Origin of the sequence: Clostridium guangxiense (assembly GCF_021043395.1) — a bacterium.
GTDB lineage: Bacteria > Bacillota > Clostridia > Clostridiales > Clostridiaceae > Clostridium_S > Clostridium_S guangxiense.
Genome location: NZ_JAJNKE010000003.1, coordinates 25,525 through 47,322, shown reverse-complemented (window position 1 = coordinate 47,322; position 21,798 = coordinate 25,525). Strand labels below are relative to the sequence as shown.

At 32.0% G+C, this 21,798-nt stretch carries 21 protein-coding genes; 1 reads left to right on the top strand and 20 read right to left on the bottom strand.

Annotated elements, in window-relative coordinates:
* Positions 1-10: 10 nt before the first annotated feature.
* From LQK79_RS03250 to LQK79_RS03210, 9 genes are all read right to left on the bottom strand, one after another.
* Positions 11-1,567, bottom strand: coding sequence for a glycoside hydrolase family 3 protein (locus LQK79_RS03250; protein WP_231015531.1), 1,557 nt, complete (start codon positions 1,565-1,567; stop codon positions 11-13).
* 41 nt (positions 1,568-1,608) lie between these two features.
* Positions 1,609-2,649 (bottom strand): serine hydrolase domain-containing protein, encoded by a 1,041-nt coding sequence (locus LQK79_RS03245; RefSeq protein WP_231015530.1) that lies wholly within the window; start codon positions 2,647-2,649, stop codon positions 1,609-1,611.
* 243 nt (positions 2,650-2,892) lie between these two features.
* Positions 2,893-3,858 carry an ABC transporter ATP-binding protein gene (locus tag LQK79_RS03240; protein ID WP_231015529.1) on the bottom strand — a complete coding sequence of 322 codons (966 nt, stop codon included), beginning with the start codon at positions 3,856-3,858 and terminating at the stop codon, positions 2,893-2,895.
* Positions 3,859-4,836 (bottom strand): ABC transporter ATP-binding protein, encoded by a 978-nt coding sequence (locus tag LQK79_RS03235; RefSeq protein WP_231015528.1) that lies wholly within the window; start codon positions 4,834-4,836, stop codon positions 3,859-3,861.
* An 11-nt stretch (positions 4,837-4,847) separates the two neighbouring features.
* Positions 4,848-5,768 (bottom strand): oligopeptide ABC transporter permease, encoded by a 921-nt coding sequence (opp4C, locus tag LQK79_RS03230; protein WP_231015527.1) that lies wholly within the window; start codon positions 5,766-5,768, stop codon positions 4,848-4,850.
* 12 nt (positions 5,769-5,780) lie between these two features.
* Positions 5,781-6,749: an ABC transporter permease gene (locus LQK79_RS03225; protein ID WP_231015526.1), complete on the bottom strand. Its 969-nt coding sequence runs from the start codon at positions 6,747-6,749 to the stop codon at positions 5,781-5,783.
* Between the two features lie 137 nt (positions 6,750-6,886).
* Positions 6,887-8,596 (bottom strand): ABC transporter substrate-binding protein, encoded by a 1,710-nt coding sequence (locus LQK79_RS03220; protein WP_231015525.1) that lies wholly within the window; start codon positions 8,594-8,596, stop codon positions 6,887-6,889.
* Between the two features lie 45 nt (positions 8,597-8,641).
* On the bottom strand, positions 8,642-9,550 hold the full coding sequence (gene murQ, locus LQK79_RS03215) for an N-acetylmuramic acid 6-phosphate etherase (protein WP_231015524.1): 909 nt from the start codon (positions 9,548-9,550) through the stop codon (positions 8,642-8,644).
* A 305-nt stretch (positions 9,551-9,855) separates the two neighbouring features.
* A complete protein-coding gene (locus LQK79_RS03210) occupies positions 9,856-10,731 on the bottom strand; it encodes an ROK family protein (protein ID WP_456237098.1) in 876 nt (291 codons plus the stop codon).
* A 171-nt stretch (positions 10,732-10,902) separates the two neighbouring features.
* Here LQK79_RS03210 and LQK79_RS03205 point away from each other — a divergent pair, with 171 nt between their 5' ends.
* A complete protein-coding gene (locus tag LQK79_RS03205) occupies positions 10,903-11,322 on the top strand; it encodes a hypothetical protein (RefSeq protein ID WP_231015523.1) in 420 nt (139 codons plus the stop codon).
* Between the two features lie 399 nt (positions 11,323-11,721).
* Here the strand turns inward: LQK79_RS03205 and LQK79_RS03200 are convergent, their stop codons facing one another.
* The 11 genes from LQK79_RS03200 to LQK79_RS03150 all read right to left on the bottom strand — a co-directional run bounded on the left by LQK79_RS03200 (position 11,722) and on the right by LQK79_RS03150 (position 21,785).
* The gene (locus LQK79_RS03200) at positions 11,722-12,486 is read right to left on the bottom strand and encodes an ABC transporter permease (RefSeq protein ID WP_231015522.1); all 765 of its coding nucleotides are present in this window, start codon (positions 12,484-12,486) and stop codon (positions 11,722-11,724) included.
* Positions 12,483-13,400 (bottom strand): ABC transporter ATP-binding protein, encoded by a 918-nt coding sequence (locus LQK79_RS03195; RefSeq protein ID WP_231015521.1) that lies wholly within the window; start codon positions 13,398-13,400, stop codon positions 12,483-12,485. Before LQK79_RS03195 ends, LQK79_RS03200 begins: the two co-directional genes overlap by 4 nt.
* A complete protein-coding gene (locus LQK79_RS03190) occupies positions 13,400-13,600 on the bottom strand; it encodes a PLD nuclease N-terminal domain-containing protein (protein ID WP_157055676.1) in 201 nt (66 codons plus the stop codon). The genes LQK79_RS03195 and LQK79_RS03190 overlap by 1 nt, the downstream gene beginning before the upstream one ends.
* A 2-nt stretch (positions 13,601-13,602) precedes the next feature.
* Positions 13,603-14,721: a helix-turn-helix domain-containing protein gene (locus tag LQK79_RS03185; protein ID WP_231015520.1), complete on the bottom strand. Its 1,119-nt coding sequence runs from the start codon at positions 14,719-14,721 to the stop codon at positions 13,603-13,605.
* Between the two features lie 120 nt (positions 14,722-14,841).
* Positions 14,842-16,329, bottom strand: a complete 1,488-nt coding sequence (gene cobA, locus LQK79_RS03180; protein ID WP_231015519.1) for a uroporphyrinogen-III C-methyltransferase — start codon at positions 16,327-16,329, stop codon at positions 14,842-14,844.
* A 10-nt stretch (positions 16,330-16,339) separates the two neighbouring features.
* On the bottom strand, positions 16,340-17,212 hold the full coding sequence (gene hemC, locus LQK79_RS03175; protein ID WP_231015518.1) for a hydroxymethylbilane synthase: 873 nt from the start codon (positions 17,210-17,212) through the stop codon (positions 16,340-16,342).
* A gap of 14 nt (positions 17,213-17,226) precedes the next feature.
* The gene (locus LQK79_RS03170) at positions 17,227-17,859 is read right to left on the bottom strand and encodes an NAD(P)-dependent oxidoreductase (protein WP_231015517.1); all 633 of its coding nucleotides are present in this window, start codon (positions 17,857-17,859) and stop codon (positions 17,227-17,229) included.
* A gap of 145 nt (positions 17,860-18,004) precedes the next feature.
* Positions 18,005-18,715 carry an ABC transporter ATP-binding protein gene (locus LQK79_RS03165; RefSeq protein WP_231015516.1) on the bottom strand — a complete coding sequence of 237 codons (711 nt, stop codon included), beginning with the start codon at positions 18,713-18,715 and terminating at the stop codon, positions 18,005-18,007.
* 259 nt (positions 18,716-18,974) lie between these two features.
* Entirely contained in the window at positions 18,975-19,580 is a 606-nt protein-coding gene (locus LQK79_RS03160; protein ID WP_231015515.1) for a DUF6064 family protein, read from the bottom strand.
* Between the two features lie 141 nt (positions 19,581-19,721).
* Positions 19,722-20,336, bottom strand: a complete 615-nt coding sequence (locus tag LQK79_RS03155) for a TetR/AcrR family transcriptional regulator (protein WP_053241447.1) — start codon at positions 20,334-20,336, stop codon at positions 19,722-19,724.
* A gap of 252 nt (positions 20,337-20,588) precedes the next feature.
* Entirely contained in the window at positions 20,589-21,785 is a 1,197-nt protein-coding gene (locus LQK79_RS03150) for an FprA family A-type flavoprotein (RefSeq protein ID WP_053241446.1), read from the bottom strand.
* Between the last annotated feature and the right edge of the window lie 13 nt (positions 21,786-21,798).

Sequence of the window (21,798 nt, the reverse complement as noted above, 5' to 3'; positions counted from 1 at the left end):
CCTCAATCACTTATAGTTTAACTGGCGATACACCTTCTGCCTTTATTTTACCTGTTAAAACTTTAATAGTGCTTTCTATTGATAATTCAGTATATTCATAGGCATTTATATAAGTAGAAATTTCTTTAAAACACAAAATGTCATATGGATTTCTGAGAGAAACCAACACTACGTTAGGATTTATTTCGTTAACTCTTCCCACAAGTTCTATCTGATTTTTATTTAAATGTGCATTGTAACACCCTATTACGACTCTATCGGCATGCGGGCATTCTCCCATTATAGTATCAATTAAACTCTCATCTGGATTCATTGGAATTTGAAATTCAACGCCTTTACATATGCTGTTTAATTTATGGCAAAAAGAAGCAGCAACTTTAATCTTATCATCGGCTCCTGTAAGTGCAATTGCTCTTGGTGATATAGAAACCACTTTTCCTTTAAGAGGTATTAATTTTCTATGATCCTTTAGAACAGTTATGCTCTTACTGCTTATTCTCTCTGCAAAATTTCTATTTTTTTCACTGCATGAATTTTGCTTCAAATTACAGGAAATATTATATTTATCCTTTATTTTCAATATCTTTTTTACAGATTCATTTATTCTTTCTTCTAAAATCTCTCCACCTAATACAGCTTTTTTAATAGCAGCAATACATTTTTTCTGAACATCTTTACTATGAGATATACAAATCAAATCGGCTCCAGCAATAATTGCCTTAACGGCTGCATTATCACTCCCATAAAAATCTGCTATTGCCTTCATTTCCATACAATCTGTAATTATAAGCCCTTTAAACCCCATTTTATTCCTTAGTAGTTCTGTAAGAACGTTATACGAGAGAGTAGCAGGAAGTTTTTTCGGCTCTACCTTAGGTAAAAGAACATGAGCCGACATTATAGCATCAACTCCTACATTGATTGCATTTTTAAACGGCAAAAGTTCAACTTCCTGAAGCCTTTTAATATTATGATTAACTACAGGTAAACTAAGATGGGAATCTACAGAGGTATCTCCATGTCCAGGGAAATGCTTTGCTACCGCAATTACCTTTTTTTCTTTAAGTCCTTTTATGATATCAATTCCAAGCTTAGAAACATTCTCAGCATCGTCCCCATAAGAACGACATCCAATAACGGGATTTTCAGGATTGCAATTAACGTCCATAACAGGAGCTATGTTCATGTTTATGCCAAGGCTTCTAAGCTCTTCTCCTTCTATCTTTCCCTGAATAAAAGTACTTCCTTCTTCTTTTGCCGCTGCAAAAGCCATATTAGAAGGAAATATTGTAACCCCTTGATGTATCCTTGTTACCATTCCACCTTCTTGATCAGTAGAAATAATTCCAGGTATTCCAATGTATCTTTCAAGGCTTTTTTGAATATTGTCTGTAAGTTTTATAATTTCATCTTTATTTCCTATATTATCTGCAAATAATATGAAATTCCCTATTTTTTCATCTCTAATTAACTCTTCTATATTAGCATCATAATACTTCGAAGAAAAACCAGCTATTATCATTTGGCCTATTCTCACATTCAAGGGAAGCTTTTTTACATCCATCATATAAACTCCTCCTTAACATATATATAGTAAAACTTTGTACTCTAACCAAGTGTGGCCAGCACAGCATTACTAAAAAGCCTTCTAAATCTTATTATATTAAGATTATCCCTCGTAGGATGAACTCTATTTGTTAAGAGTATTATATATATATCATTTTTTACATCAACCCAAAGTGAAGTCCCCGTAAACCCAGTATGTCCAAAAGCTTCTGGAAATGCTATATCTCCTGCTGAAGAATTTTTATCTCCTTTGATAGACCAACCATATCCCCTATTGTCTTCAAGGCCAAAAGTATGATTAGTGGTCATAGCCCTAAAAGAGGCATAAGATATAAAATTATTTCCCTTATTTATAAGCATATTTGAAAATTTACATAAATCATCTATGTTAGAAAATAATCCAGCATGACCTGATATACCATCAAAAAATCTTCCATTTTCATCGTGACAGATGCCAATAAAAGGCTTTTTAGTGCTGCCATCTATTTCTGTTGCAGCTATATTATCCCCTTTAGGATTAAAGGCTGTATCTCCCATTTGAAGAGGTTCAAAAATATATTTTTTGCATAAAACATTAAGCCTTGCACCGCCTATCTTTTCAAGTATATAGCCAAGTAAAATGTAGCTAAAATCGCTATATATGCATCTTGTACCAGGCTTATAATCAAGTTCAAGCCAACATATATAGCCTATAGCATCCTCGTAATTACTGCAGAGCTCATAAAGTGGCTTAAATGGTACAAAACCAGCAGTATGCGTTAACAAATTAAATATAGTTACATTCTCCTTATAGGTTCCTTTAAATTCACTTAAATAATAATCTACACTATCATAAACCGAAATAAGTCCTTTTTCTAAAAAAATCATAAATAAAGTATTCGTAGCCACAACCTTAGTCAAAGAAGCTAAATCAAACAGAGTGTCTTTGCTCATAGGCAATTTTTCTGGGTATAAGCACCTGCTTCCAAAGTTCTCCACTTTTATTATACCTTCTTTATTTCCTACAGCTGCTACTGCACCTGGAAAATCTCCTTTTAAAACTCCATCGTTTATAAGCTCAAAAGCTTTATTAAGCTTATCCATATTGATAAACATAAAATTCACTTCTTTCTTTAAAGTCACTCTTTATTTCACCCAAAATTTCATAAGCAAAAAGGCCAATAATACGAATACCGCAAAAATAGCTAAAAAAATAGGTACCAACACTTGGATTGACGCAATAGTCAATGCTAAAAAATCTTTAAAATGAATTTTTATTTTATTAATGGGTATATCCTCATTACTCATACTTTTTTCAGCGTTTTGAATTTTAATAACAAACACCTCCTAATATAAATGGCATGCTACAAAATGATTTTTATCAATTTCCCTATATTCAGGAATTTCATTTGAGCATCTATCAGTAGCATAATTGCATCTTGTGTGAAATTTACACCCAGAGGGAGGGTTTGCTGGACTTGGTATATCACCTTTAAGAATTATTCTATTTCTTTTAAATTTAGGATCTGGAACTGGAACTGCTGAAAGAAGAGCTTTAGTATACGGATGCAGTGGATTTTTAAATAATTCTTCATTTTCTGCAAGTTCAACCATATTTCCTAAATACATAACTCCAACCTTTTGGCATATATACTCCACAACACTAAGATCATGTGATATAAAAAGACACGAAAATCCCTTTTCCCTTTGAAGTTTAATAAGTAAATTTATAATCTGCGCCTGTATAGAAACATCTAAAGCCGATACTGGTTCGTCTGCAACTATAAATTTAGGATTTAGTATAAGTGCACGAGCTATTCCTATTCTTTGTCTTTGACCACCAGAAAATTGATGTGGAAATCTTTTTATATGATATGGAGCAAGGCCACATGCTGTTATTATTTCTTTAACTCTTTCATCAACTTCACTTTTTGAACAAAGTCCATGATCTAAAAGTGCCTCTCCAACAGTTTCTCCTACAGTCATTCTTGGATTTAATGAGCTGTATGGATCTTGAAATATCATTTGCATTTCAGGTCTCAATTTTAGTATACTCTTCTTATCCATACTAAAAATATCCTTGCCATTATATAAAACCTCTCCCCCTGTTTTTTCCATGAGCCTTAGTATAGTTCTACCTGTAGTTGTCTTGCCGCAGCCCGATTCACCAACTAAACCCATAATCTCATTTTTTCCAATATCAAAAGATATATCATCAACACTCTTCACATATCCCGTAGTTTTTCTAAAAAATCCACTCTTGATTGGAAAATATTTTTTTAAGTGTCTAACTTTTAAAACAGCCTCTTCCAATTATTTTCCCTCCCCATAAAGCCAGCATGAAACGCTGTGTCCTTCTCCAACTTCCTTTAAACTTGGTCTCTTCTTTCTACATATGTCTTTTGCCATTTTACATCTTGGATTAAAATAGCAGCCTTCAGGCATTTCCAGCGGATTAGGTACTTGGCCTTTAATAGAATATAGTTCACTTTGTAATTTATTTATCACAGGTTTCGACTTTAAAAGTCCTATAGTATAAGGATGCTTTGGATTTTCGTAAAGTTCAATAACGGGTGCCTCTTCAACTATTTTCCCAGAATACATTACAACTACATAATCTGCCATTTCAGCAACTACTCCAAGATCATGAGTTATTAACATAATAGATGTATTTATCTTTTCTTTAAGTTCCCTCATAATATCTAATATTTGTGCTTGAATGGTAACATCTAATGCTGTAGTAGGTTCATCTGCTATTAAAAGTTTAGGATTGCAAGCTATTGCCATAGCTATTACCACTCTTTGTCTCATTCCACCGCTTAACTCGTAAGGGTAACAATCTACTATTTCCTCAGCCCTTGGTACCCTTACCATTGAAAGTAATTTTATGGTCTCCTCTCTTGCTTCTTTTTTTGTAAGCCTTTTATGTAATATGAGTACTTCTTCAATTTGGTATCCTATAGTAAAAACTGGGTTTAATGAAGTCATTGGTTCCTGAAATATTAAAGATATTTGATTTCCTCTTACATCTCTTATATCATTTTTATCCATAGTAAGTATATCTTTACCTTCAAATATTATTTCTCCGCTCTCTATTTTACCTATAGGCTTTGGAACTAATCGCATTATAGACATTGCAGTAATACTTTTACCACATCCTGATTCTCCGACCACTGCCAAAGTCTCTTTTTTCTTGATTTTAAAACTTACATCATCAACAGCCTTTACTATCCCTTCTTCCGTATGAAAATATGTTTTAAGATTTTTAACCTCAAGCAAATCTTTTGACATTCTATCTCCTCCTATCTTTTTAGTTTTGGATCTAAAGCATCTCTAAGCCCATCACCAAAAAGATTTATAGCTATAACAGTAAATAATATACATATACCTGCCGGCATCCAAAGCCATGGATAATGTTGAAGCTTATATAAATCACTTACTGATTGAACCATATTTCCCCAAGATGGTGTTGGTGGAACAACTCCTAAGCCCAAAAAGCTAAGAGAAGATTCTGTTAAAATTGCACTACCAATATTAAGTGTAGCTGATACAATAATTGATGGAATTGTATTTGGAAGAAGATGTTTAAATATTTTCTTTCTATCCTTAAGTCCTAAACAGTTTGTGGCAAGCATAAATTCTTGTTCTCTTAAGGTAAGTATTTGCCCTCTTACAATACGGCTTAATCCAGGCCAAGAAAGTATTCCTATTATAAACATTAAAAAAGGAACTTTATATTGAGATTGAATCTTTAAATCACTAAAAAGCGCCGCAAGAGTAATTAATATTGGAAAAAATGGAACACACATGAAGATATCTGCTATTCTCATAATTATGTTATCTATTATTCCGCCGTAAAATCCAGAAATAGCACCAAGCGCACTTCCAACAACTATTTCAACAACAACAGCAGCTGCACCAACTGCCAATGATATTCTTCCTGCATACATAAGTCTTGTAAGCACATCTCTCCCAAGTTCATCTGTTCCAAGTAAATGTTTAAGACCTGGGCCCACAGTTGGATTATTATAATCCATAGTTTCAGTAGTATATGGAGATATTATAGGACCTACAACTGCAAATAAAATCATAAATATAATTATAAACAACCCTGCTAACGCAAGTTTATTCTTTTTTAATCTATTCCATGCCATTCTTGCAGGGCTTATAATTTTATCATCAACGTTTACTGTTTTTATATTAGCATTTACTTTACTTTCCACTACAATACCCCCTTATTCTTCAAGCCTAATTCTAGGATCAACAACGGCATAAGTAACATCTGCAACTAAATTTCCAAGAAGAGTAAGTACTGCAATTAGCATATTAAAACCCATGAGGAGAGGATAATCTCTATGACTTACTGCCTGAAGTGCCACTCTACCGATGCCCGGCCATGAAAATATTTGTTCTGTTATTATAGCTCCACAAAATAATCCTGGAATCCACATTCCAAGTATTGTTATTACAGGAATCAAACTATTTTTAAGAGCATGTTTATATATAACAATGCTTTCCTTCAACCCCTTTGCTCTAGCCGTCACTATATAGTCCTGTCTTATAACCTCAAGCATACTTGTTCTCATATATCTCATAAGACTTGCAACGCTTTCAAAGGTAAGTACTATAAATGGTAAAAACATATGGTAAGCTATATCTCCTAATCTTTTTATACCTACAGCATTGCTGCCAGAGGTTGTCATCCCTGATACTGGAAATAAATTAACATCAATACACAACCATTTTATAAGAAGTAAACCTGTAAAAAATGCTGGTATTGATATTCCTATAAGGGCTATAACTGTAAAAACAGAATCAAAAATTGAGTACTGCTTAGTAGCAGATATAATTCCTATAGGTATTGCAATAAGTATAGCTGCTATAAAAGCTGCAAAGGAAAGAGCAAATGAGTTCCATATATAGCTTTTTATAACTGTACTTACAGGTTGTCTATAATCAAGTGAATATCCGAAATTTCCGGTTAAAGCCTCCTTTAGCCAATACAAATACTGCATAGGTTTTGACTGATCAAGATGGTACAAATGCCTTAATTGAGCTGCTTTGGCTGTAGTCATATGACTATTTACACCCATATTATCAACTATGTCTCCTGGTGCAAGTGAAAATACTAAAAATATAAGTATTGAAACTCCTATAAGTATAGGAATCATTTGAAGCAGCCTTTTCACTATATATCGTAACATTTATAATCCTCCTTTTTATTCTACGTGCTATTTTAATATGTAAAAATCTATGTAATTTCATCCTAAATAATAAATATGTTTAAGCAGCAAGCAATAGAATGTTTATAAATTTTATTACTTGCTACTTAAAAAATGTTCTACTTTACTTCTGCTTTAAAGAGGCTATGAGGGTAAGATTTATAAGGTAAAAATTTAATTCCACTTACTCTTGAATTACATGCCCATACGGTTTGTGGTTGGTAAGTAAATATAAATGGTAAATCCTCGTTAATAGTCTTGAATATCTTTTGTTCAATAGCAGTTCTTTTAGTTTCATTATTTTCTTCATAATCCTGCCCGATAAGTTCATCTACTTTTGAGTTTGAATAGGACATATTGTTACTTGGAGCACCTGTTTTAAAGTTTGCAGCTAAATTTGAAGATAAAGCATCAGCTCCCAAGGAAGTTCCCATTAAGTATGCTTCAAAATCTTTTTTATCTGTTTTGCTTAAAAGTGTATTAAGATCCATAAGCTGAGGCTCAACATCTATGCCAAGCTTTTTATAATTATCCTTTATAATTGGTATTTCTAGTTTGTGCGCAGCATTAGTTGATGAAGACATCAAATGAATTACAAATTTTTTGCCATCTTTTTCTCTTATACCATCAGAACCTTTTTTCCATCCTGCTTCATCAAGAAGTTTATTTGCCTTATCAACATTATAATTGTAGTTATTAACATCTTTTGTGTAAGATGGATTTGCTTTAGACTGTGGTTCATTTATTATATAAGCATTTCCTTTGAAAACTGTCTTAGCCATTTGTTCTCTATTCAATCCATATTCAAGTGCTTGACGTACTTTTTTGTCACTAAACTTTGGATCTTTACAATTTACACCTATATAAAAAATACTTGAAGAAGGAAAAGTTGTTAAATCAACAAATCCCATTGATTTTAACTGACTTATATTTTCAGGAGTACCATCAAATGTATCTATATCAGTTTCCCCAGAAGCTAAATTCTGCATTTTGTTTTCTTCAGTTGTGGCTTTAAATATCAAATTTTTAATTTTAGGTGTACCTTTCCAATAATACTTATTAGCTGTAAGATCAACTTCCTGTCCAGGTACATATTTAGTAACTTCATATGCGCCACAGCCTACAGGATTTTGAAGTTTTGCTTCAACTCCTTTAGTATTTCCTGGTGTATAATCTTTGCCAAAATAATCCTTTGAAATAATGGTTGTACCTATGAGATATAGTATTGATGAATTAGGTTTTTCAAGTGTAACCGATATTGTATATGGATCTTTAACTTTTATCCCTTCAATATCCTTGGCAGTTCCTTTATTAAAGACTTCTCCACCCTTAATTGGTATCGCTGTGTGATCTACTGCCCCTGAGAAACTAGGATCAAATACTAATTGTAAGGAAAACTTAACATCTTCAGCTGTAAGTGGTTTACCATCACTAAATTTAACATCATCTCTTAAATGAAAAGTATAAGTAAGCCCATCACTTGATATATCCCATTTTTTAGCTATACCTGGAATTGGTTTTCCATTATCATCCCAATCTACCAAACCATCAGTAACAGCATCACTAATATAAGCATCAGTAAGCGTTTGAGCATAAAAGCTTACAAAATTTCCTCCTGGCACTCCATTTCCTATTATTAAAGTATCCTTTCTTTTCTTGGCTGCTTCAGGAATTTTACTCTTATCTGAAGCTTTAGTTACTTTTATAACATTTTCCACCTTAGGTTCAGCACTATCCTTTACAATAGTAGTCTTGCTTCCACATCCGGTAAGTGCTATCGAAGAAATCACAGCTGCAATCACGGAAAAGGCAATTAATTTATTTTTCATATTTTTCCCCCTTAATTTAATTGTTTTAGTATTTATATAAATGCCTTATTTAAAATATGCTTCTATGGCTTTTGTCACAAATCCATTTTCTTTTTGTAGTAATTCTTTAGACTTATCCTTCTCTTCACCAGTCTTTAACATTACAATGGCAATTTTAGGATTAAAATCTGATTTTTCTAAATATTCTTTAGCCTTCTCGCTTTTTACATTTGCAGCGTATTCAATTATTCTGACTGCTCTATCCAACAACTTTTTATTGGTAAGTTGAAGATCAATCATAAGATTTCCATATACTTTTCCAAGTTTCACCATCGAGGCGGTAGTTATCATATTAAGAATAAGCTTTTGTGAAGTTCCAGCTTTCATTCTTGTGGAACCCATAATAACCTCTGGTCCTACAATAGGATTAATTTTAATGTCCACTTCTTCATTTATCATGGAATTTTTATTATTACTTATTCCTATAGTTGTAATTCCATTTCTTTTAGCCGCTTTCATAGCTCCAATTACAAAAGGAGTTCGTCCACTTGCTGTTATTCCTATTACAACATCTTTTGAATTTATGCCTCTTTCTTTTATAATACTTTTTCCTTTATCCTCATCATCTTCAGCTCCTTCAATTGATGTAAAAACAGCATTACTTCCACCAGCTATAATTCCTTGTACTATTTCTGGATCAGTACTATACGTCGCGGGACATTCCGAAGCATCCAAGATTCCAAGCCTTCCACTAGTTCCTGCCCCAATATAAAAAAGCCTTCCATTATTTTTTAATTTTTCACTGACAATATCAACAGCCTTAACAATACTTGGGATTTCCTTCTTAACAGCATAGGCAACTTTAATATCTTCATTATTTATGGAATTAAGTATTTCAATTGTACTCATAGTATCAATATTCTTAGTGCTGCTGTTTACTTGCTCTGTGATAAGACTCTCTAAATATGAATTCATTTCTACACCTCAAACCCTTTTAGATAATTTTGAAACTTTATTTTATAATTATATTATCATTCATAAAATAAAATGTCAACATTATTGATAAAATTATTGCTTATTTCTTAACAATTTATTATCTAAATTGCTTTATAATTATTAATATAGTGCAAAAATAACATTTTTACAAATTTTCCCAAAATATTTACTTCAAAAAAATTGCAGGTAAATTATTTTACCTGCAATTTTTTACTTTAAGTTATTGTACTTCATTAATGACATGAATTTTTATGAACATTCTTTTAAAACATAGCTTAATTTTTTTAGATACTGTCCTTAGCTAATAATAGACACCCTGTAATACCTGCATTATCACCAAGTGCTGGAGGTACAATATATTCATCTAAATTAGGCATAGAAACATAATTGGCCATAAGCTTTTCCAATTCTTTTCTTACAAGTGGAAATAATTGAAGCTGCTTCATTACACCACCACCTAAGATAATACGTTCTGGGCTCAATATTAGCGTATATGTCATAAGAGCTTGTGCAAGATAATATGCTTCAATTTCCCATACTTCATCTTTATCTGTTAAATCATATGCTTTTTTGCCCCATCTTGCTTCTATGGCTGGACCAGCTGCAACCCCTTCTAAACAAGTCTCATGAAATGGACAATTTCCAGCATATTTATCAGCTTCATGTTTTCTAACCAATACATGTCCCATTTCTGGATGACCATATCCTTCAAGGAGCTTACCATTAACCACTGCTCCCCCACCTATTCCTGTTCCAACAGTTAGATAAATACAACTGTCTAGTCCAACAGCAGCACCTTTTTTTAATTCTCCTAAAGCTGCTGCATTAACATCTGTAGTCCAACCTATTGGTACATTGTATCTTTTCTTCATAGCCCCTACAAAATCATAGTTGGCCCAGCCTTTTTTTGGAGTGTTGGTTATATAACCATATGTTTTAGACTTTTTATTTACATCAATAGGACCAAAAGAGCCTATGCCAACCGCTTCCACTTTAAATTTGTCAAAAAATTCAAACACCAAATTCATAGTTTCTGCTGGGACTGTTGTTTTAATGCTTACTCTTTCCAAAATATTTAATTTTTCATCACTTACAGCGCAAACAAATTTTGTTCCACCAGCTTCAATAGCTCCATACATCAAATTAATTCCTTCTTCCATTAAATTTTCGTTTTTGTTTATTATTGATTGAATTCTATCACTTTTAAAATACCATCTTGTCTAAACGTTGTCAATAAAATTTACAAAGTTTCATTTTATAATAATTAATGATATAATTATTTATTGTCGTTAATTAATGACTAATAAAAAACGTAAGGTGAGGATATTAAAATGCGAAATGAAAAATTAGAACACTCCATAACTAAACTTGATACTGATATTGCCGCACTAAACATTGCTAGAAACTACTTATCAAATGTAGAAGAAATAAATAAAGTAAGAGATACTTTAAATAACAAAAGACAATTATTAGCTAATGAAATATATCTTGAAGATCATAAATGTTATTCAGAATGCCATGAAGCTATAGAAAAAATCCTAAATAAAGAGTTAGAAAAAGAAGAACAAGTAGAATTGCTTGAAATGATAAGAGAAAGTTTTGGTAGGAAAGCACCAAATGTAAGCAAAAAAAGCAGTGGTCTTAATGCTTGGTTAAAAGAACTTAATATTGAGCATAATTGGATTCCCGATGAAGAAACTGATTGGGATAAATTGATTATAACTGGATTTGGATTATATAAGCAAAGCTAAATAAGGCTGAATTATGAATTAATTCTAATAAAATTCTACTCTCTACTCTGTTACAAATTTTAATTTAACAGGATACATTTGGTACTTATAATTTCTATGTTTCAAAGTGGTTTATCTTTATAGATAAACAAGCTGAAATGTTTAAATTACCAATGCCAAATTTATCCTTGCAGACCACAATTTGTCAAGCTGAGTGAAGGGTTTTAATTCGCCCTGCTCATTAAAAAACTAACTTTTTCACTTATGTGAAAAAGTTAGTTTTTTAACAAACGAAGTGAGTTAAAACCCTTCACTATAGTGCTCGACAAATTCCAGTTTATCAGGATAAATTTGGAGATTGCAATTTTAAAGTTTCAAGTTGTCTATCTATAGTGAAACTACTGCGAAACTTGAACTATATTAAATTTGCTGCTTATTAAATATTGAAATAGAACCTATAACACAAACTAATATTAACACACCTGATATAAAAATTGGATAATATAGCTCTGATATCTTTACTGAATTAGTAAGTAAAGCTACATTATTAGAAGAAAGAGAAAAAGGATTGTACTTTTGCATTTTAGGAAACGCATTAAGAATCATCAAAATCACAGCAGCTGTACCTGTTATAAAAAGGCATCCATAACTGCTTTTTGCAAGAACCCCTCCTAATAAAATTACTGCTAATAAAAACACTCCAAAGAGCCATAGACAAAATATTGAAAATAACAAATTATGCATTTGATGATTTTTAAATAAATATGCTGTATATATGAAAGCCATTGTAAAGGCTAAAGCATAGCTTGTAGTCCAAATTATTATCATAGCAGTAAATTTTGATATTATAACTGTACTTCTATTTAAACCCTTCGTAAGCATATTTATTAAAGTCCCTCTAGACAGCTCATTTGCTAAAACTCCACTAAATATTAAAGCAGTAACAATTATCCCCATCCCCGAAATATTCTTAAAAAATTGTTTCCAAGAATCAATTGCAGCTGGCTCTGGCATAGATATCTTCATTCCATCCTTTTGTGCATAAGAAATAAGCTTTGGCATTAGTTTTGCTGCAAGAGGACTCATCATTCCAAAAGCAAAAAAAACAGCTATAATAACAAAAAACTTGTATGTCCTAACACTTTCGAGAAGCTCTTTTTTTAAAAATGCAATATAATTCCTCATTTTACCACCTCCATAAACAAGCTCTCCAATGTTGGTTCCATCATTTCAAATTTAACAGGTGTTATTTGCTTTTTTGATAATAAGTCAATAAAAAATTGACCACCATTTTTTATATTTGAAACCTTAGCTATAATCTCAGATCCATCTCTTTTTAGCTGTACTTTTAAAGCTTTTAATTCTTCACACTCATAAAAACAAACCGCATCCTTCTCACTTATGAAATCTATAATAAAAGAATCTCTTCTATACTGCTCTTTTATCTCCGAAAAAGTACTTGAAAGTGCAATTTTCCCTTTATTTAAAATGGCAACATGATCACAAATACGCTCAACATCAGAAAGAATATGCGTTGAAAATATTACTGTAGCTTTTCCTTTTACAGACAGCAAAATATCAAGAATTTCCTTTCTACCAATCGGATCAAGTGCCGAAGTAGGCTCATCACAAATTAATAGTTTGGGCTCATTTAAAAGTGCCTGTGCAATTCCAAGCCTCTGCTTCATGCCGCGGGAAAACTCTCCAATTCTCCTATTTACATTTGAAATTCCAACTAAAGAAAGGAGTTTTCCGCTTCTTTCCTTAATTTGATTTTTTGATAAGCCAGTGATTTCACCACATAGCTTAAGATATTGCATAGGTTTCATATATCCATAAAATTCAGGTACATCTGGAAGATAACCTATATTGCGATTAGTTTTTGTTTCTCCATAACTGACTTTTTCACCGCACACGTAAATATTTCCACTATTAGGCCTTAAAAGTCCAAGTATCATTTTCATTGTAGTTGTCTTTCCTGCACCATTTTGTCCCATGAAACCAAATATTGAATGTTCTGGCACCACTAAATTTAGGTCATTTATTACTGCATTGCTTCCAAAACTTTTATAAAGTCCGTTAATCTCTAAAACATTCATTATTCATCACCTCTACCTATTGTAAAATAAACAATAGGACCTATAAATTCAAGAATTAGCACTACAACTATCCACATTACTTTATTTCCAAAACGGTAATTTGGGTGTCTTAGTACATGAATAAGAGCTGTAACTGCCAAAACAATTTCTATAATAGCAAGTGGGATTAAAAAAGGTAAATATTCTGAAAGATTACTCATATTTATGCCTCCTCGCAATTATTTTTTAGTTTTTTTACTATACTTTTAAAGCGGGAACTCTCCTTAAGCACTGCAAAACTTGGATTACATATTACAGAATTCAACATGTTTTGTTTTATAGTTTTTTCATTCGTTACAGGATTTACTCCTAGATCAAGCTGCAAAAGCCAATCATCTAATAAGTCAAAGAAATCATCTCCATGGAGTTTAATTGGATAAATATCGCCTATTGAAATTTCTGTATATTTATTTAGTATATCCAGGGCTTTATCTTGCTCTCCCAAACTTGCATAGCCTTGAGCTGCATATATATAAATCTTTAATAAAAATGTTGGGTGAAGTTTTTCCATATTAAAAACTTCTGTAATTGCAAACACCCTGCGGAATATTTCTTCATATTTTTCTTTATCATTAATATAAAAAGTACTGTAAAGATCAAAGGCATCAATTAAACTCAATATATATTGATACATGCTAATTTGCAAAGTTTCTTTGGCATTTTCATTTTTACCAAGCATTTGATATGCCATTGCTGCTAAGGTTTCATTAGGTATCATTACCCTATCATTTGCATCCTCTAACAGTTCAAGTGCAGCTTTAGGGTCAGCAGTATATATTAAGCAAGCTGCTTCTAAATTTAATGCCTGTCTAGTTAACTCTATATCCTCACTTTCCACCTTTACTCTTATAAAAAGCCCCTTTGCTTCCTTCAGCAAAGCCATTTGTTCCTCTCTATCCTTTAAAAGCATACTGTGATTAAGTAAAAGTATACCCATTTGCAATAACAGCGGAAAACATGAATAATATTTTTTTATAATTTCACGGCAGTGTTTTATAACCCCATCAAAAGGCTTTTCTACAAAATCAGCGGCTAATTTATGATAAAGCTTTTTTATATCCTCCTTTGTCATTTGCGGCTCATATCCAATTAGCTCGTCAACACTGATGTTAAAATATGCTGCAAGCTGCGGCAGAAAAACAATATCAGGATAACTTAAGCCTGTTTCCCATTTTGAAACAGAAGCCTTTGAAACACCAATATAATTTGCAAGCTCTTCTTGTGTTATTCCCTTTTCTCTTCTTTTACTTACAAGTACTTTTGCTAAGTTTATTTCTTTCATAGGATCTCCTCCTTCTTACATCTATATTGTATGCAAAAAAAATCAACCACTCAATGGATTTGTGGTTGATTTAAGTTAAAAAAGTCAACTGTGGGTAAATTTACATACAGATTTCTCACTTCACTTATTTGCCCTAACAGCAAAATTCATCCATACTTCTTGTATTTTTTCTACAAGCCCTTTTTCACTGTGCTCCTGGCATAATACAGCACCTATATTATTTTCCTTAAGCACATCAAGAGTTATAGGTCCAATAGCTATGGATATCTTCTCCTTTATTTTTTCTATTCCTACAAGTTCTATCATATTTCTAACAGTGCTAGGACTTGTAAATAAAACTATATCCGTTTCGTCAAAGGCTCTTGTATTTTTAACTTCGCCTACTATTGTTTCATAAATATTAACCTTATCTACCTCTAAACTCAATTTACTTATTTCTTGAGCTAAATAATTTCTAGCTTTTGAGGAACTAGGCATAAGCACCTTTTCGCCTGGCTTAAGTATAGGTTTTATAATCTCAAATAGTCCCTCTGCTTGAAATTTCTCTGCTACCTTTAAAGGCATTACGCCTTTTTCTTTTAAAGCTTTTGAGGTAGCCTTTCCAACAACACTAAACTTTGCCTTAAGGTTTCTTATATCATAGTTTTGTTCTTTTAAATACTCAAAGAAAAAATCCACTCCATTTACAGAAGTAAATATTATATGATTATAATGATTAAGCCTTGATAAGTATCCTTTTAGATTGTATGTAGTTGATTTAAATTTAATGGAGTTTATTTCTGTAACCTCTGCTCCCAAATCCTTTAAAGTATATCTTATGCTAGAAGCTTGCTTTTTTGACCTCGTCACACAAATATTAGCTCCAAACAAAGGCTGGCTTTCATACCAGTTTAAACTTTCATTAAAATTAACAACTTCTCCTACAACGATTATACACGGAGATTTAAGCTCTGCTCTTTTGCTTTTCACTTCTATATTTTCTAAAATTCCCACTACTTTTTTCTGCTTTGAAGAGGTTCCTCTCATTATTATGGCAGCTGGCGTGCTTTTATTTTTACCGTTATAAACTAAATTTTCTACTATTTTCGATAGATTTTCCAACCCCATTAAAAACACCAAAGTACCTGTTTCTTTAGCCACAGCTTGCCAATTAACCTTTTCACCACTAGCAGACATACCAGTTATTACATGGAAGCTTTGGGAAATTCCCCTTTGAGTTATTGGTATACCTCCATAATTTAATACAGCTATAGCAGAAGTTATTCCTGGGATCACCTCAAACGGAATGTTTTCTTTAACTAATTCTGAAGCTTCTTCTCCTCCTCTGCCAAAGACATATGGATCCCCACCTTTAACCCTTCCTACTATATGACCTTCTTTAGCCAATTTCACTAATATCTTATTTATTTCCTCTTGGGTTTTGTAATGTGCACCTGGTTCCTTTCCACAGTAATAAACTTCACAGCCTTCACTTACATAATTCAAAATATTATTTCCAACAAGCCTATCATAAAGCACAGCTGTACATTCCTTTAGTTTTCTTACGGCCTTCAAAGTTATAAGTTCTTCATCTCCAGGCCCTGCTCCAATTAAATAAACTTTTCCCATACTCTTCTCCTTAAGCCTTTAATATTAACTTAGCTAGTTCCTTACCCAGCCTTACACTATCTTCTTTACTTCCAACCAAATCCTTTTTTATCACCTTTCCATTAACCTCATATGTTCCCAATAAATAAAGTTCTGAACCCTCAAGTTCACTATAGGTTCCTATTAAAGAATGACAATCGCCATTCAATTCTCTCATGAAACTTCTTTCAGCCTCCAGCTTACATCTCTCCTCCTTATTGTCTAAAGTATCAAAATAATGCCTTTTGCTGCTGCTTTTCTTAACTTCTATAGCTAAAGCGCCCTGTCCTACGGCTGGCAAAAACTCTTTTGGATCTAAATAAGTTGAAATAATGCTTTCTAAACCCAATCTTTTAATACCGGCAGCTGCTAGTATTATTCCATCCAATTTTTCCTCCTTCATCTTTTTGAGCCTTGTTTGAACATTACCCCTTATTGGTACAATTTCTAAATCCTCACGCTTCTTTTTAAGTTGAACTGCCCTTCTTATGCTACTAGTACCTATTTTAGCTCCTTTTTTTAATTCCTCAAAAGCTATTCCTTCTCTAGTGATAACTGCATCTCTAACATCTTCTCTTTCAGGGATAGCCGCGATTTCCAAAGCTGGATCTAACGCATAAGGTACATCCTTCATGCTGTGAACAGCGGCATGGGCTTTTTCTTCTAGAAGTGCAATTTCAATTTCCTTAACAAAAACACCCTTCCCACCAATTTTATCTAAAGTAACATTTAGCTTTTTGTCTCCCTCTGTAGTTATTAATAACTTTTCACTTTCTATTCCATGTACCTTTTTTAACAAATCCATTACTATTTCTGTTTGAATTTGAGCTAATTTACTTTTCCTTGTAGCAATAATCAAACTCATATTTTTACTTCACCTCAATCAAATAATTCACCTATTACGTCTTCGGGAAAAAACAGCATTAAAACTTCTCTAGCCTTCCCTTTTTCCCACATAAATTTATAATCTTTTGTAGCTATAAAATTAATTATTTCCGTTTTATGCCTATGAAATTTCTTTGCCTTATTTCTTAAATTATTTATGAAACCTATAAATATATCATAATCTTTTAAACTATGTTTAACTTCTTCTTTTAACATAACTGCTGCTTTAGGATTGCCACCTTTAGTATTCAAAGCAAAGCTTATATTTTCTAAAGAAGCTTGAGCTGGAACTGTTCCCATACCTCTTTTAAAGTCACTTAAAGTAAAAAACAGTTTTGATTTTTTATTGCAGTCAGCAATTATCTCTTCTTCAAGTTCTCCCTTTTTCACAGCTATGATTATAATATGCTTATCTTCTATAAATTCACTTTTATATTCACCTTGAATTATTTCTACACCACTTAAACTTTCAAATTCTTTTATGAAATTCCTAGCCACAACTTGCACCTCGCAGTTGTGATAAATAAAACTGCGAGCCTTAATATAAGCTCCTCTTCCACCACCTATTATTCCAACTCTTACCCTGCTTGGGATAATAGAAATAAACATAATATCATTTTCAAGCATTCCTCATCACTTCCATATAACTTTTAACAGTTTTACAGTTATAATTTTACTTCATTATATTAATATTATATCAATTACGCTTAGTTTTAAAGTTTTTTTATTTCTTTAAAATCAGTGTAATTATACTATGATTTGTATATAAATGCTATTTTATTATTCTCATCCTGCTTTTCTTTAGAGAATCCATGGCTATCACTCCATCTTTAATTTTTATAACTCTATCTGCCTTTTCAGCAATTTTATCATCATGAGTAATTACAACAAAGGTGGTTTTTATTTTCTTATTGATATCCCTTAAAAGATCATATATATTCTCTGTTGCTTCGGAATCTAAATTACCTGTAGGTTCATCTGCCAGTATAATTTGGGGGTTATTTATAAGCGATCTAGCAATAGCTGTTCTCTGCTGCTGCCCACCAGACATATCATTTACGAGATTGTTTTTAACTTCTCCAAGACAAACTAGTTCTAAAAGTTCATTAGCCCTTCTTATTACTTCTTTTGAAGGTTTTGAATTTCCAATCATATAGGGGATTAGAACATTCTCAATAGCAGTAAACTCAGGAAGTAAATAATGAAATTGAAATACAAAACCTATAGTTTTATTTCTAAGTTCAGCTAACTCATCTTTATTCATAGTATCTGTTCTTATTCCATCTATATAAACTTCCCCCTCCGTAGGTCTGTCTAAAGTTCCCATTATATTTAGTAAAGTACTTTTCCCACTGCCAGAAGCTCCAATGATTGAATTAAACGTTCCCTCTTCAAAAGAAAGATTTATACCCTTTAAAACTTTTGTCTTTATCACCATGCCATAGGCTTTATTTATATTATTTAATCTTATTATATTATGCATTTCAATCACCTCTATTGGATTTAATTTTGATGAACTTTTATATAGTTTTAATGAAAAAACTCTTTTATAAAAGGCCCCTATAACCTATTATAAAATCTTGTGTTATAGAGACCTTAACAATATACAGTATGTACAAAAAAACTTACTTATGATGACTTTTTATAGTGAAACTACTGCGAAACTTGAACTATTTATGTACCAAAATACCACTCTTAAAGGGATTATGGTACACATATAATTTGTAGTTAAGCTAGTTTCACTATATTATTCTGCTTCCAAAAGTAATAATTGCATAAATGCCGCTGGCAAATAAAATTGAATCTTCTGGTACATTAAAAATAAATATCTTAGGAAAACCAGTTAATGCCCATATAATTAGCAGCCCTACTAAAAATAGGTTTGTTTTTTTAGGGCATGAACAAAGCAGAGCCAGTGAAAAAACGGTCATTGGGCACGGCATAATACTAGTACTTATTGATGGGTATCTCTTTCCAAATAGCATACTTATAACCGGATATAAAAGCCATAAAGCATAAAATATGCAGGTAAATATCATTTGCTTTTTTTCAAATACAAAATCAATCTTTTTCCATAAAACATCTATGATCCATAAAATTCCAATTATAACAAACAAAGATCCTGTTAAATATTTTTTTGCTTCTGCAGATCCATAAGTATAAAAGAAAACTATTCCAATCCATAGAAAAATAATTCCAACATAAAACTTAATAAATTTTTTTAAAAATGGTGTTGGTTTTAAATACAATGATATTGTAAGTGCTATGCATACAATCAATAAAATAATTTGAATAATCCACGTATTCAAATTATAATTTGCTATTGTGTTCCAAAATACATTACTCATTTATTTCTCCTTTTCCTATTTAGACAACTTAATTACTTTAGTGAATGAATTCATTCACTAAAGTAATTATAATTTATAAATCCATTAATGTCAAAAAAAGCATCATGGTATTTCCACAATGCTTTTTAATTATTTTAACTTTTATAAATCATCCCAATTAGCTCCTATATTTTCATCTGTTGATTGCAAAACATTTTTGCAAATAGTTTTAATCACATTAGTAAAAGAGAGAATATGATCTTTTATATTTTGTTCAGGCATATCATGATGAATAATATTGACTAATCCAAATGTTAAAAATCTTACCGTTGTTGGAACATCCGAACATTCAAAAATTCCTTTTTCAACGCCTTTATTAACTATAGGTATCATCAATTCTACAACCTGATCTGTAATTCTTTCTAAACGTGCTGCACTTATTTCTGGTTCTTTCTTAAAAGCCGCTTCAAATTCTTCATGCTTTACAGCATACTCAAGCATCCTTAATATTATCAAATTAAAATTATCAACAATATTATCATTTAACAGTGGTGCCTTAATGTGATCTACAAAATTTAAAGCATAATAATCAGAAGTTGCAGCAAATATCTCTTGCTTAGATTTAAAATATCTATAGCATAATCCCTGTGCTACATTCATCCTTCCTGCTATATCTTTAATAGTTGTATTTTCATATCCCTTTTCTTGAAATATCTGCAGTGCCGTTTCAATAATTTCTTGTCTACGTTCTTCCGGCGCTTTTGTTATTCTTGACATAATAACCTCCATAGTGTTTAATATGAACTTATTTACTCTACTTCAACTTTAACCACTTCAATATTATTTTGTCAATAGCCTGCACATCCGTTTTCACATATTCTTTAGATTACATTATAACGCTTAAGCAAATCTTCAATGATTGTTCCTTGAATCTTCTTTAAAGCTTTGCACCATTCATCTTGGCATCACATTTTTTATGACTATTGAAGTTTATCAAAAATCACATAGATTACCGCCTAAATCTCAATATTATATTGAATCAACAATACTGTTGGCAATGGCCTCCATTGAGTCCACGTTATCTTCCTTCATAGCTGAGCTTACTGTCACGTCACTATCTAGAATGGTCATTTCTTTCATCTCATCCAAAAGTTCACGCATAAGCTTACCAGCTTGAGGAGCCCATGAGCCATTTTCTATAATAGCAAATATGCGTTTTTGAAGATTTAGTGCCTTCATATCCATTATATAGTTAAGCATAGGAGGATAAATCTTTAAATTATAAGTTACAGAAGCAAGAACTACATGACTATATTTAAAGGTTTCAGAAATCAAATATGATACATGCGTTTTTGAAACATCATACATAACTACATTCGTCATCCCCTTTTTAACTAATCTTGTTGCCAAATCACTAGCGGCTGACTCCGTGTTTCCATACATTGTTGCATAAACAATCATTACGCCCTTTTCTTCCGGTTCATAACGACTCCATTTGTCATACTTATCTAGCAAGTATACAAAATCATTACGCCATACTGGTCCATGAAGTGGGCAAATAAACTTAATATCAAGATTACTTGCTTTCTTTAAAAGAGCTTGAACATGAGGACCATACTTACCTACAATGTTTGTATAATATCTTCTAGCATCATCAATCCAATCACGGTCAAAATTTACCTCATCATTAAATAGTTTACCATCCAAAGCACCAAAAGATCCAAAAGCATCAGCAGAGAACAATACACCATTTGTAGTATCATAACTAACCATAGCTTCTGGCCAATGCACCATTGGAGCAGAAACAAATGCGACCTTATGTTTTCCAAAAGACATTGTATCTCCTTCTTTGACTTTTATTGCCTTATCATCAATTGGAAATCCAAACTGATGCATAAACATAAAAGCCTTTTCAGTACATATAATTTTTGCATCTGGATAACGAAGAATAATCTCTTCAATGCAAGCTGCATGGTCTGGTTCCACATGATTAATTACCATATAATCTAAGTTTCTGTCATTTAAAACTGCTTCAATATTCTCAAGAAACTGACGGCAAATTGACCAATCTACTGTATCAAATAACACAGCTTTTTGATCTAAAAGTACGTAAGAGTTATAGGAAACACCTCGTGGAATGGGATGAATATTTTCAAACAATGCAAGGCGGTGATCATTTCCACCAGCCCAATAAAGATCTTCAGTTATTTTTCTAACACAATACATGGCCTTAATCCTC

Excerpts from the sequence above, each read along its gene's own strand:
- LQK79_RS03250 (WP_231015531.1), bottom strand. The coding sequence starts at position 1,567 with ATGATGGATGTAAAAAAGCTTCCCTTGAATGTGAGAATAGGCCAAATG.
- LQK79_RS03245 (WP_231015530.1), bottom strand. The coding sequence starts at position 2,649 with ATGGATAAGCTTAATAAAGCTTTTGAGCTTATAAACGATGGAGTTTTA.
- LQK79_RS03235 (WP_231015528.1), bottom strand. The coding sequence starts at position 4,836 with ATGTCAAAAGATTTGCTTGAGGTTAAAAATCTTAAAACATATTTTCAT.
- LQK79_RS03225 (WP_231015526.1), bottom strand. The coding sequence starts at position 6,749 with ATGTTACGATATATAGTGAAAAGGCTGCTTCAAATGATTCCTATACTT.
- LQK79_RS03220 (WP_231015525.1), bottom strand. The coding sequence starts at position 8,596 with ATGAAAAATAAATTAATTGCCTTTTCCGTGATTGCAGCTGTGATTTCT.
- murQ (WP_231015524.1), bottom strand. The coding sequence starts at position 9,550 with ATGAATTCATATTTAGAGAGTCTTATCACAGAGCAAGTAAACAGCAGC.
- LQK79_RS03210 (WP_456237098.1), bottom strand. The coding sequence starts at position 10,731 with ATGGAAGAAGGAATTAATTTGATGTATGGAGCTATTGAAGCTGGTGGA.
- LQK79_RS03205 (WP_231015523.1), top strand. The coding sequence starts at position 10,903 with ATGCGAAATGAAAAATTAGAACACTCCATAACTAAACTTGATACTGAT.
- LQK79_RS03200 (WP_231015522.1), bottom strand. The coding sequence starts at position 12,486 with ATGAGGAATTATATTGCATTTTTAAAAAAAGAGCTTCTCGAAAGTGTT.
- LQK79_RS03195 (WP_231015521.1), bottom strand. The coding sequence starts at position 13,400 with ATGAATGTTTTAGAGATTAACGGACTTTATAAAAGTTTTGGAAGCAAT.
- LQK79_RS03190 (WP_157055676.1), bottom strand. The coding sequence starts at position 13,600 with ATGAGTAATCTTTCAGAATATTTACCTTTTTTAATCCCACTTGCTATT.
- LQK79_RS03185 (WP_231015520.1), bottom strand. The coding sequence starts at position 14,721 with ATGAAAGAAATAAACTTAGCAAAAGTACTTGTAAGTAAAAGAAGAGAA.
- cobA (WP_231015519.1), bottom strand. The coding sequence starts at position 16,329 with ATGGGAAAAGTTTATTTAATTGGAGCAGGGCCTGGAGATGAAGAACTT.
- hemC (WP_231015518.1), bottom strand. The coding sequence starts at position 17,212 with ATGAGTTTGATTATTGCTACAAGGAAAAGTAAATTAGCTCAAATTCAA.
- LQK79_RS03170 (WP_231015517.1), bottom strand. The coding sequence starts at position 17,859 with ATGCTTGAAAATGATATTATGTTTATTTCTATTATCCCAAGCAGGGTA.
- LQK79_RS03165 (WP_231015516.1), bottom strand. The coding sequence starts at position 18,715 with ATGCATAATATAATAAGATTAAATAATATAAATAAAGCCTATGGCATG.
- LQK79_RS03160 (WP_231015515.1), bottom strand. The coding sequence starts at position 19,580 with ATGAGTAATGTATTTTGGAACACAATAGCAAATTATAATTTGAATACG.
- LQK79_RS03155 (WP_053241447.1), bottom strand. The coding sequence starts at position 20,336 with ATGTCAAGAATAACAAAAGCGCCGGAAGAACGTAGACAAGAAATTATT.
- LQK79_RS03150 (WP_053241446.1), bottom strand. The coding sequence starts at position 21,785 with ATGTATTGTGTTAGAAAAATAACTGAAGATCTTTATTGGGCTGGTGGA.